The 9,795-nt window shown below is 73.4% G+C and carries 10 protein-coding genes; 5 read left to right on the top strand and 5 right to left on the bottom strand.

Annotation, left to right across the window (positions count from 1 at the left end):
* The 3 genes from TOK_RS25020 to TOK_RS25010 all read left to right on the top strand — a co-directional run.
* Positions 1-487, top strand: a 487-nt coding sequence (locus TOK_RS25020) for a DUF3037 domain-containing protein (protein ID WP_253258626.1), incomplete at its 5' end; no start/stop codon positions are given.
* 31 nt (positions 488-518) lie between these two features.
* Positions 519-1,583 (top strand): phosphotransferase family protein, encoded by a 1,065-nt coding sequence (locus tag TOK_RS25015; protein ID WP_098960420.1) that lies wholly within the window; start codon positions 519-521, stop codon positions 1,581-1,583.
* A gap of 144 nt (positions 1,584-1,727) precedes the next feature.
* Positions 1,728-2,336: a DUF6069 family protein gene (locus TOK_RS25010; RefSeq protein ID WP_216362097.1), complete on the top strand. Its 609-nt coding sequence runs from the start codon at positions 1,728-1,730 to the stop codon at positions 2,334-2,336.
* Positions 2,337-2,359: 23 nt separating this feature from the next.
* Here the strand turns inward: TOK_RS25010 and TOK_RS25005 are convergent, their stop codons facing one another.
* On the bottom strand, positions 2,360-3,781 hold the full coding sequence (locus TOK_RS25005) for a glutamate decarboxylase (protein ID WP_098960419.1): 1,422 nt from the start codon (positions 3,779-3,781) through the stop codon (positions 2,360-2,362).
* 64 nt (positions 3,782-3,845) lie between these two features.
* Here TOK_RS25005 and TOK_RS25000 point away from each other — a divergent pair, with 64 nt between their 5' ends.
* Positions 3,846-5,045: a DUF2332 family protein gene (locus TOK_RS25000; RefSeq protein ID WP_172457772.1), complete on the top strand. Its 1,200-nt coding sequence runs from the start codon at positions 3,846-3,848 to the stop codon at positions 5,043-5,045.
* 102 nt (positions 5,046-5,147) lie between these two features.
* Here TOK_RS25000 and TOK_RS24995 read toward each other — a convergent pair whose 3' ends face one another.
* The 3 genes from TOK_RS24995 to TOK_RS24985 are packed head-to-tail and all read right to left on the bottom strand — an operon-like array spanning position 5,148 to position 8,355.
* Complete coding sequence (locus TOK_RS24995) at positions 5,148-6,083, bottom strand: polysaccharide deacetylase family protein (RefSeq protein ID WP_253258625.1); 936 nt, start codon at positions 6,081-6,083, stop codon at positions 5,148-5,150.
* A 59-nt stretch (positions 6,084-6,142) separates the two neighbouring features.
* A complete protein-coding gene (locus TOK_RS24990) occupies positions 6,143-6,982 on the bottom strand; it encodes a hypothetical protein (protein ID WP_253258624.1) in 840 nt (279 codons plus the stop codon).
* A 47-nt stretch (positions 6,983-7,029) separates the two neighbouring features.
* A complete protein-coding gene (locus TOK_RS24985; protein ID WP_098960417.1) occupies positions 7,030-8,355 on the bottom strand; it encodes a cytochrome P450 in 1,326 nt (441 codons plus the stop codon).
* 208 nt (positions 8,356-8,563) lie between these two features.
* On the opposite strand from TOK_RS24985, the gene TOK_RS24980 reads away from it, so the two are divergent.
* Entirely contained in the window at positions 8,564-9,436 is an 873-nt protein-coding gene (locus tag TOK_RS24980) for a metallophosphoesterase (protein ID WP_253258662.1), read from the top strand.
* A 34-nt stretch (positions 9,437-9,470) separates the two neighbouring features.
* Here the strand turns inward: TOK_RS24980 and TOK_RS24975 are convergent, their stop codons facing one another.
* On the bottom strand, positions 9,471-9,722 hold the full coding sequence (locus TOK_RS24975; RefSeq protein WP_098960416.1) for a type B 50S ribosomal protein L31: 252 nt from the start codon (positions 9,720-9,722) through the stop codon (positions 9,471-9,473).
* Between the last annotated feature and the right edge of the window lie 73 nt (positions 9,723-9,795).

The raw sequence follows: 9,795 nt of genomic DNA, 5'->3' as shown, positions 1-9,795 counted from the left end.
CCCGCCGCCCCCGCCCCGCCCGGCACCTGTCGTGGCTCGCGGAGTGGCGGGCGGCCCGATGACCGTGCACCTCTACGAGTACGCCCTGCTGCAGGTCGTGCCCCGGCCCGAGCGCGGCGAGTCCGTCAACGCCGGGGTGCTCGTCTACTGCCGCGCCCTCGACTTCCTCGGCGCCGCCGTGCACCTCGACGCGGAGCGGGTCGCCGTGCTCGACCCGCACGCCGACGTCGAGGCCATCGGGTTCGCGCTCGCCGCGCTCGCCGGGATCACCGAGGTGGCGGCGCCCGCGCGGTCCGACCGGCTGACCGACGCGGCCCTCGCCGCGCTCGGCCCCGCCGACGGCGAGGACCTCGGCCGCCGCTTCCGCAGGCTCACCGCCCCGCGGTCGACGGTCGTGCGGCCCGGGCCCGTCCACACCGGACTCACCGCCGACCCGGGGGCCGAGCCCGGGCGGCTCCTCTCCCGCCTCGTCCTGCCGCTGGAGTGACAGGCCGCCGCCGACGACATTGAATGGGCGGATGAGTCGATCGACGGAGATCGTCACCGACGACCCGGTACCCGTGGCGCCACTGGCCCGCTGGCTGCACACGCACGTCGACGAGGTGTCCGCGGCGTCGGGGACGTTGCGCACAGAGCGCATCGCGGGCGGGCACTCCAACCTGACCTACCGGATCGTCGACGACGCCGGCGTGTCCTGGGCGCTGCGCCGGCCGCCGATCGGCGGCGTGCTGGCCACCGCGCACGACATGAGCCGCGAGTGGCGGTTCATCTCCGCGCTGCACCCCACCCCGGTGCCCGTCGCCCGGCCGGTCGCGTACTGCGCGGACACCGACGTCATCGGCGCCGAGTTCTACGTGATGGGGTTCGTCGAGGGTGTCGTCCTCGGTGACGACGCTGCCGGCGCCGCCTACCCCGAGCAGGCCCGGCACCCCGCCGGGCTCGCGATGGTCGACGTCCTCGCCGACCTGCACCGCGTCGATCCCACCGAGGTCGGCCTCGGAGACCTGGCCCGGCCCGGCAGCTACCTCGAACGCCAGCTGCGCCGGTGGCTGCGGCAGGCCCACGCGTCCTCGGTCGAGGACCTGTCGGGCATCGACGCCGTCCACGACCTGCTGCTGGCCCGCCGGCCGGCGGACCAGCGGACGCGCATCGCACACGGCGACTACCGCGCGGGCAACCTGATGGTGTCGCCGCAGGGAAGTGTCGAGGCGGTGCTCGACTGGGAGCTCGCGACGCTCGGTGACCCGCTCGCCGACCTCGGCTGGCTGCTGATGTCGTGGGCGCGCCCCGACGACGACGAACCGGCCGGTGTGTCCGGCCCGTCGATGCAGTCCGGGTTCCCGGAGCGTGCCGAGCTGCTCGGGCGCTACGTCGAGCGCACCGGCACCCCGCTCGACGACGCGACCGTCGGCTACTACGTGGCCTTCGCCCACTGGCGCTCCGCCTGCATCGGCGCGGGCGTCTACTCCCGCTACGCCGCCGGACACATGGGGGAGGGTGCCGAGACGGCCGAGGTCACCCGGTCGCGGCTCGGGGTGCTGCACGCGCAGGTCGCCGCGGCGCTGCGAGGCCTGGGCGGCTGACGCGCGCACGACCGGGCGAGTCCGTCGTCACCGGATCGGAACCTGACCGGGGGACGTTTCGGGTACGGAAAGCGGAGGAGAGTGCGCGACAATCGCGCGACGCCACCCGCGGCGACGACGGCACGACGAGGAACGGACGAGGCGATGACACGGGGATACGGCAGCGGCGACGAGTACGGGGACTCGCGGCAGCCGGCAGGCTACGACGACCGGACCCGCCAGTTCGAGGCCGATCCGTACGGTGACCAGGGCTACGGGCAGCAGGGCCGCCAGGGGTTCGCCGACAGCGGCGGGCACCGTCAGCCGCCGCCCGGGACCCGCGCCCCCGCGGTCAACGCCGCGCGGCTGTGGTCGGGCGGGGTGGCGACGGCGATCGTCGCCGCACTGATCGGGCTGGTGGGCGTCCTGGTCGCGCGGGCGCTGCCGAAGGTCGAGTTCCTCGGTCCGCTCGCGTCGGGACCGCTGGGCAGCGGCAAGACGGTCGTGCTGTGCCTGTGTGCCGCGGCCGCCGCGCTGGCTGCGACGGGACTCGCGCACCTGCTGCTGATGAGCACCCCGCGCCCGCTGGCCTACTTCGGCTGGATCGTCGGGCTCTGCACCGTCGTCGCCGTCATCCTGCCGTTCCTCGGCGGCGGTGACCTGGGGGTGAAGCTCGCGTCGGCGATCATCTTCCTGGTCATCGGCATCGCGATCGGCAGCCTCGTCACCGGTGCTGCCGTGTCGGCGACGGGCGGTCGCGCCGCGGCGCGCTGACCCGGCCGCTCGGAGCCGGGGGCTCAGCGGTCGCTGTACCCCGACGGGGCGCCCGCCCCGTGGGCGAACGACGCGGCCTCGGTTCCCCGCTGCGGCGCCGGCTGCTTCTCCAGGCGGTCGAGGGCGCGGCGCAGGTCGTCGAGCAGCAGGCCCGCCAGGTCGTGGGAGAACCCGTTGCGCACCACGATCCGCAGCGCCGCGATGTCCTCACGGTTCGCCGGGAACGTGTAGGCCGGCACGAGCCAGCCGGCCTCGCGCAGCGCCGCCGACAGGTCGAAGGCCGAGAACGGCGCCGCCGGGTCGACGGTGAACGCGAACACCGGCAGCTCGGAGCCGTCGGTGAGCAGGTGCAGCCGCTCGAACTCGCCGATCCGCGCGGCGAGGGACGTGGCGACGTCCCGGCAGGTCTGCTGGACCCGCCGGTAGCCGTCCATGCCGAGCCGAAGGAAGGTGAAGTACTGCGCGATCACCTGGCCACCGGGCCGGGAGAAGTTCAGCGCGAACGTCGGCATCTCGCCGCCGAGGTAGTTGACCCGGAACACGAGCTCCTCGGGCAGCGCCGCGGCGTCGCGCCACAGCGCCCACCCGACGCCCGGGTAGACAAGCCCGTACTTGTGGCCGGAGGTGTTGATCGACGCCACTCGGTCGAGCCGGAAGTCCCACTCCAGGTCGGGGTCGCAGAACGGGGCGACCATGGCGCCGGACGCGCCGTCGACGTGCACCTTGATGTCGAGCCCGGTGCGTTCCTGCAGGTCGTCGAGGGCGGCGCAGATCTCGGCGACGGGCTCGTAGCTGCCGTCGAAGGTGGACCCGAGGATCGCGACGACGCCGATCGTGTTCTCGTCGCACTGCGCGACCGCCTCGGCGGCACCCAGGTGCAGCCGGTCGCCCTCCATCGGCACCAGCCGCGGCTCGACCTCGAAGAAGTTCGCGAACTTGTCCCAGCAGATCTGGACGTTGACGCCCATCACGATGTTCGGCCGGTCCGTCGGCTTCCCGGCCGCGCGCCGGGCCTGCTGCCACCGCCGCTTGAGCGCCAGCCCGCCCAGCATGCACGCCTCCGACGACCCGGTCGTCGAGCAGCCGACGGCCCGCTGCGGGTCGGGGGCGTTCCAGAGCTTCGCGAGCATCCGCACGCAGCGGGCCTCGAGGTCGGCGGTGCGCGGGTACTCATCCTTGTCGATGACGTTCTTGTCGAACGACTCCGTCATCAACCGGTCGACGTTCGGTTCCGCCCATGTGGTCACGAACGTGGCCAGGTTGAGCCGGGCGTTGCCGTCGAGCATCAGCTCGTCGTGGACGACCTGGTAGGCGATGTCGGGGTCGAGGCCCTCGTCGGGCATCGCGAAGCGGGGGATCGACACCGGCTCGCGCGTGAAGATCGGGTTGACCGGGACTTGTGATCGGTGACCACCGGTCTCCGACGGCGGCTGCGCGATGGGCATGCCGGCAACGCTAGGGGAGTTGTGGTTCTTGGCGCGTCGTCCCTTACGGGTGAACACTGCCGCGATGGACGCCGATCACGCCCCCACCGACGTCGTCGACCCGCGCGGCCCGGGAGCCGATCCGGCACAGCGGGAGAAGGTCGTCGCCGAGCAGGCCCTGGCCGTCGCCGCGGCCTGGTCGCCCCCCGGCGCGCCCGAGAGCTGGTGGCTGACGGCAGCGACGCTCACCGCTGTCGCCCGCGACGACGTGCTGCGCGGGCTCGCCGCGTCGATCCCGCCGGACCGGGTGCCTGCGCTGCTGGTCGCGGCGGCGCTGGCCCGGCGCGCCGCGCAACGACCGGACAGTGCGTTCGCCCGCTACTTCCCACGACCCGGTGGCCCCCAGCCCGCCGACGACGGCGGATTCCCCGCGGCCGCGGCCACGTTCGCCCGGGAGGAGCGCGACGCCCTGGCGCAGCTGTGCGCGGGGCACCGCTACCAGATGAACGAGGTCGCCCGCTGCCTCGACGTGCTGCCCGTCCTCGGCGCGATCGCGGCGCGCGACGGACGCCCCCTCGCCCTCGTCGACCTCGGCACCGGTGCGGGGCTGGCCCTGCATCTCGACCGCTACTCCTACCGCTACCGGCTGGCGGGGGGAGCGGAGCTGACGTGCGGTGACCCGGGCGCGTCGGTCCAGCTGGACTGCGCGGTGCACGGCGTCGTGCCCGACGTGCCGCAGCAGGTGCCGCCGATCCTGGCCCGGGTCGGCGTCGACGTGGAGTCCCACGACCTCGCCGACCCCGACACGTTCGGCTGGCTCGCGGCCTGCATCCCGCCGGAGGCCGGTGCCGTCACCCGCTTCGCCGCGGCGGCCGCGATCGCCCGCTCGGACGGGGCCCGGGCGGTCCGGGGCGACCTGATCGACGTGCTGGAGGACGCCGTCGCCGGGATGCCGGAGGAGGCGACGGTCTGTCTGCTCGACACCTACGTGCACGTATTCCTGCCGCCCGCGCAGCTCGCGCGGTTCGACGCCCTGCTGGAGCGGATGAGCCGGGTCCGGCCGATCGAGTGGATCTCGGTCGACCCGCTGGTCCCGCTGGGCCCGGACGCCGACTCGACGGTGCAGGGACTCGCAGTACCCGACGGCTGGGTCGAGCACAACCGCGCGGGCGGGGTGTTCGGCGTGATCGGGCACGTCTCGTTGCGCGACGGGCGGCGCACCGGCCGCATCGTGGGCCGGGCGCACCCGAGCGCGGCATGGCTGGAGTGGCTGCCCGCCCGCTGAGAACCCCGGCCCCCTGAGAACCCCGCCGGGCTCGACACGAGACTGATCCGATCACGGTCGGTAGCGGTCTCACGCCGAACTCGGCGGAGTATCGGGCTCGCACTACGGGAAGACGTACGTGTAGCCCTGCGAGGTCAGCCAGGGCAGCAGCCGTTCCAGGGCGGCGACGGTCTGCGCGCGGTTGCCGCCGCCGTCGTGGAGCAGCACGATCGCGCCGTCGTGGGCGTTCTTCTGCACCGTTGTGACGACCGCGTCGGCTCCGGGCCGGTTCCAGTCGCGGGGGTCGATCGACCAGCCCAGCGGCTGCAGGTCGCGGCTCGCGGCGTCGCCGAGCATCGCGGGCGACCAGAAACCACCGGGTGCCCGGAAGTAGCGGACGTCGGCGCCGGGGACGCCGGCGGTGCGGTCGCGGATGTCGGTGATCTCGGCGACCATCGCGGGCTCGGGCCGGGTGGCCAGCGACTCGTCGTGGGTGCGGGAGTGCGAGCACAGCCGCATGCCGGCCCCGGTGACCTGCGCGACGAGCTCGGGATGACGCTCGACCTGGGTCCCGACCATGCAGAAGGTGGCGACGGCACCGTTGCGTGCCAGCACGTCGAGGATCTTCGGTGTCCAGGTCGGGTCGGGCCCGTCGTCGAAGGTCAGGGCGATGGTCCGGGCACCTGCGGTGCCCAGTCGGCGGACCTCGGTGACGACCTGCGGCACGGCGGCCATCCCGGTGGCGGCGGGCGCGACCGGTGGGGGCGGCGGCGTGGCCGTCCGGAAGGGGGAGTCGGGCGCGCTGACGAACGTGATCATCCCGAACAGCAGGGCGGTGACGACGGCCGAGGTGCGGGTGAGGGCGGGATGCGACGGGAAGGCGGGTTCACGCCGCGGCCGGGGAGGACGCGGCGGCGCAGGACGCCGTGGCAGGACCTCGACCGTCGCCCGGGAGGCCGGGATCCGACGCGGGACGGAACGCGTCGCGACGGGGCGGTCGGGGCCGCCGTCGGCCGTTTCGTCGCCTGGTGTCCCGACCCGCACCGGCCCGTCCTGCACTTGCAGGATGATGACCCGATCAGGGCATCAAGTCCGTAGGACACGCCGGTGCGCGGTCATCACTCGCCCGACCGGCCGCCCGACGCGCCGCGGTCGACGCCGCTGGCCCTGTCCGACGGTTCGGGGTGCGCGACGGCCGGTCCGAACTCGACGACGGGCGGCGCGTCCGGGTGCGCGGGATGCGGCGCGGGTGGCCGGGCTAGCCAGTCGACGACCTTGTCCCACCGGTTGAGGCGCCCGGGCGGGAACCGGTGCAGCGACCGTTCGAGCTTGCGCGACCCGGGCTTGTACCAGCGGCGGGCCCAGAACGAGTGCGGCCGGGCGAGCCGGCACACGGCGACGAGCGCGACGACGGGGATGAAGACGCCGAGCAGGCCGAGGATGTTGCGGCCCTTGAGGATGGCGAACGCGGCGAAGACGAGGTTGAGGGCGATGTTGAGCGCGACGAGGGGTGCCCCGGTCCCGGCGTCGCTGTCGTTGAGCGGGTTGCTGCCGACGAGCAGCAGCCCCCCGACGACGACCGCCATCATCACGGCGTCGACCGAGCGGCGGCCCTCCTCGGACCAGTAGACGTCGTCGAGGCGCAGCCAGAGCGCGAACTCGTCGAGGGTCAGCGAGGCGCCGGCGCCGAAGACGACGGCGAGGATCTCGGCCCACGGTGCCTCGGGCCGGTAGGTGAACATCAGCGTGCCGGCGCCGATCATCATGAAGATGCCGTACACCTGATGGTGGATGTGGACCCCACCGATCGTGGTGTCCTTGAACGGTCCGCGACCGCTCGCGATCATGCGGGTGATCACCCGGGTCACGACGAACGTCACCACGAACGACGCGAGCAGCCAGGCGACGAGCGCGCGGCCCTCGCCCACGGTGGGCAGCAGATCGATGTCGATGTCCACCTGCGCAGCCTGCCACCGACGGAGCAGCGGCGACCAGCCGCCTCGGGTCAGGCCGGGACGCTCGTCCGAGCCAGGGCGACCGGCAGCGACGCGTAGCCGCGCAGGGTGCGGGTCGGGCGGCGGCGCGCGGGGCCGGCCGCGACGAGGTCGGGGAAGCGGTCGAACAGGGCCCGCAGCGCCACCTCGCCCTCCATCCGGGCCAGCCCGGCGCCGAGGCAGTAGTGGATGCCGCTGGAGAACGCGATGTGGTCGCCCGCGTTGGCGCGCAGCACGTCGAAACGAGCGGGGTCGTCGAACACCGCGGGGTCGCGGTTGGCCCCGCCGAGCTGCACGATCACGACGGACCCGGCCGGGATGCGGGTGCCCGCGACCTCGGTGTCGACGTTCGCCACCCGCCCGGTGCGCTGCACGGGCGAGTCGATGCGCAGCATCTCGTCGACGGCGTTGTTCCACCGCGACGGGTCCTCCCGCAGCAGCGCGAGCTGGTCGGGGTGTTCGAGCAGCAGGGCGGCGCCGCTGCCGATGAGGTTGACGGTCGTCTCGAACCCGGCGGCGAGCAGCAGCATCGCGATGCTGGAGAGCTCGTCCTCGGACAGTCCACCGTCCTCGTCGTGGACGCCGACGAGCGCGGACAGGATGTCGTCGCCGGGGTTCGCGCGGATGCGGTCGAAGTGGGCGAGCATCCAGGCGTGCAGGGCGTCGATGTCGCGCTCGGATCGTCGGAACTCGGGGTAGGTCAGCCCCATGTCGAGCGAGAGGGCGCCACCCTCACCCCAGCGCAGGAACTGGTCGCGCATGTCGAGCGGGGCGCCGAGCATCTCGGCGATCACAGTGGCGGGCAGCAGGGCGGCGTAGTCGGTGACGAGATCGGCGGTGCCTCCGGGGCGGGTCGCGAGATCGTCGAGGAGGCCGGCGGCGATCTCCTCGGTGCGGTGACGCAGCGCGGCGACCTTCTTGGCACTGAAGGCGCGGGTCACGAGCTTGCGGTAGCGGGTGTGGTCGGGCGGGTCGGCCGACAGCATCGACGGTGGCTGCACGGGTCCGAGCGACCAACGGCCACCGGCCGCCAGGGCGAGCCGGATCGGACCGGGCAGGTTCTCCGGCATCCGCATCCCGACGCCGAAGTCCTTGCTCCGCAGTACCTCCGACACCACGTCGTGGTGCACGGAGGTGACGGCCAGCCCGGTGTCGACGAACCGTCCGCGGGCCCGGACCTGCTCGTAGAACGGGTAGGGCTCGGCGAGCACCGTGGGGTCGAGCATGAGCCGGGCGCCGAGCTCGCCGGCTGCCGCGCGCTTGCCGACGGCGCGGCGTACCAGGCCGTGCCGCAGTGCCCAGCGGATCGCGCGTCGTGGTCCCCCGGAACCCGCCACAGCTGCCTCCCTCGATCGCCTCCGCCCTAACTTACTGCCAGTAAGTTAGGGCGTCCAGGAGCCTTCAGCGCCTTCTCAGGAGTGCGTCCGCGCACGCCGGGCACACGCCGGCGCGCGCAGCAGGTAGGACTGTGCGGTGCCCGACCCCGCCGAGCCCGACCCCGCCGAGCCCGACCCCACCGAGCCCGACCCCACCGGCGGGCCCCGTCTGCTCGCCGTCAGCGACCTGCACGTCCGCCACGCGGAGAACCGTGACGCTGCCGCGGACCTGCGGCCCTCGCACCCCGGCGACTGGCTGATCGTCGCGGGCGACGTCGCCGAGCAGGTCGAGGACACGGTGGCGACGCTGGCGTCGCTGCGGGAGCGGTTCGCCGAGGTCCTGTGGGTGCCGGGGAACCACGAGCTGTGGACGCGACCGAAGGAGGAGGGCGCGCTGCGCGGGGAACCGCGCTACCGCCGCCTCGTCGAGCGCTGCCAGGAGGTCGGCGTGCTCACCCCGGAGGACCCCTACCCGGTGTGGACGGGCGTCGACGGCCCGGTCGTCGTCGCTCCGCTGTTCGTGCTCTACGACTACTCGTTCCTGCCGCCCGGCACCTCGACGTCGGAGGAGGGGCTCGCGGCGGCGCACGCGGCGGGTGTGGTGTGCACCGACGAGTTCCTGCTGTACCCGGACCCGTACCCGACGCGACAGGCCTGGTGCGACGCGCGGATCGCCGAGTCGCAGCGGCGTCTCGACGAGATCGACCCCGCGATGGCGACGGTGCTGGTCAACCACTGGCCGCTCACCCGCTACCCGACGCGCATCCTGCGCTACCCGGAGTTCTCGCTGTGGTGCGGCTCGACCCGGACCGCGGACTGGCACGTCCGCTACCGGGCCCGCTCGGTCGTCTACGGTCACCTGCACGTCCCGCGGGTGACATGGGAGGACGGGGTGCGGTTCGTCGAGGCCTCGCTGGGCTACCCGCGCGAGCAGAAGGCCCGGGCCGAGCGCGGGATGGTCACCGAGCCGCTGCCCCGCCAGATCCTGCCGTTGCCGGCACCCGAGCCCGACCCGCTGGCGAAGTACGACAAACCCCTGTGAGTGGCGAGGCCGTCCGGCGGGGGGCGTCGGTGGGTCAGCGGCGCCGGTCGCCGTAGCGGCGGCGGAACTTCTCGACCGCACCGGCCTCGTCGAGCACGCGTGCCGTGCCCGTCCAGAACGGATGCGAGTACGACGTGATGTCGACCTTCACGACCGGGTAGGTGTTCCCGTCGGACCACTCGACCGTCTCGCCGGAGGTCTCGGTCGAGCGGGTGAGGAACGCGTCGCCGGTCGCGCGGTCCTGGTAGACGACGGGCCCGTACGCGGGGTGGATTCCGTTGCGCATCGTGGGCTCCTTCCGTGGTTGCTGTTCCTCTCAACATATATGACAACCATTTTCATTCCGGCCGCCGTCTCGG

This window comes from Pseudonocardia sp. N23 (assembly GCF_002583555.1).
Classification (GTDB): domain Bacteria; phylum Actinomycetota; class Actinomycetes; order Mycobacteriales; family Pseudonocardiaceae; genus Pseudonocardia.
Note: the sequence above shows the minus strand (reverse complement) of the source record. Positions and strands in the feature narration are given on the sequence as shown.

Excerpts from the sequence above, each read along its gene's own strand:
- TOK_RS24975 (WP_098960416.1), bottom strand. The coding sequence starts at position 9,722 with ATGCGCAACGGAATCCACCCCGCGTACGGGCCCGTCGTCTACCAGGAC.
- TOK_RS25015 (WP_098960420.1), top strand. The coding sequence starts at position 519 with ATGAGTCGATCGACGGAGATCGTCACCGACGACCCGGTACCCGTGGCG.
- TOK_RS25005 (WP_098960419.1), bottom strand. The coding sequence starts at position 3,781 with ATGCCCATCGCGCAGCCGCCGTCGGAGACCGGTGGTCACCGATCACAA.
- TOK_RS25000 (WP_172457772.1), top strand. The coding sequence starts at position 3,846 with ATGGACGCCGATCACGCCCCCACCGACGTCGTCGACCCGCGCGGCCCG.
- TOK_RS25010 (WP_216362097.1), top strand. The coding sequence starts at position 1,728 with ATGACACGGGGATACGGCAGCGGCGACGAGTACGGGGACTCGCGGCAG.